The 368-nt window shown below is 58.4% G+C and carries 1 protein-coding gene; it reads right to left on the bottom strand.

Going from position 1 to position 368, the window contains the following annotated elements:
- On the bottom strand, nt 1-368 hold a 368-nt coding region (locus D588_RS0108510), incomplete at both ends, for a type IV secretion system protein (protein WP_017915660.1).

Here is a 368-nt window from a genome sequence, read left to right as displayed (position 1 = left end):
TGAACAGGTCCTTGGTCTGCTCGAACATCAAAAAGAAGATGAAGATCGGCCCGATGCCGATCAGGAAGGCCAGAGTGAACTTGAACAGCAACAACATCGCACCGGCGACCATGGGCGGACCGGCCGTGCCGAATCCAGCCAACAGGATCGCTCGGCTCTTCTGATCGATCGACTCCGGATCGTTGGCGTTCACCTTCACCGCATCCAGGGCCGCCATCGCAAGCTGGGTGTACTCCAGATTCTGGTCGATCGCATCGGCTGCGCTGGAATTATCGTCGCCCGTGAACAAACCGTGGATCTCCTTGTCCAGGTTGTCGGTCATCGTCTTGTGCAACATGGCGCCGTTGGCGCCGACGGTGGAGGCAATC

This window comes from Xanthomonas sp. SHU 308, assembly GCF_000364645.1.
In the GTDB taxonomy this organism is placed as follows: Bacteria; Pseudomonadota; Gammaproteobacteria; order Xanthomonadales; family Xanthomonadaceae; genus Xanthomonas_A; species Xanthomonas_A sontii.
This window is presented reverse-complemented; position numbering and strand designations above follow the sequence as displayed.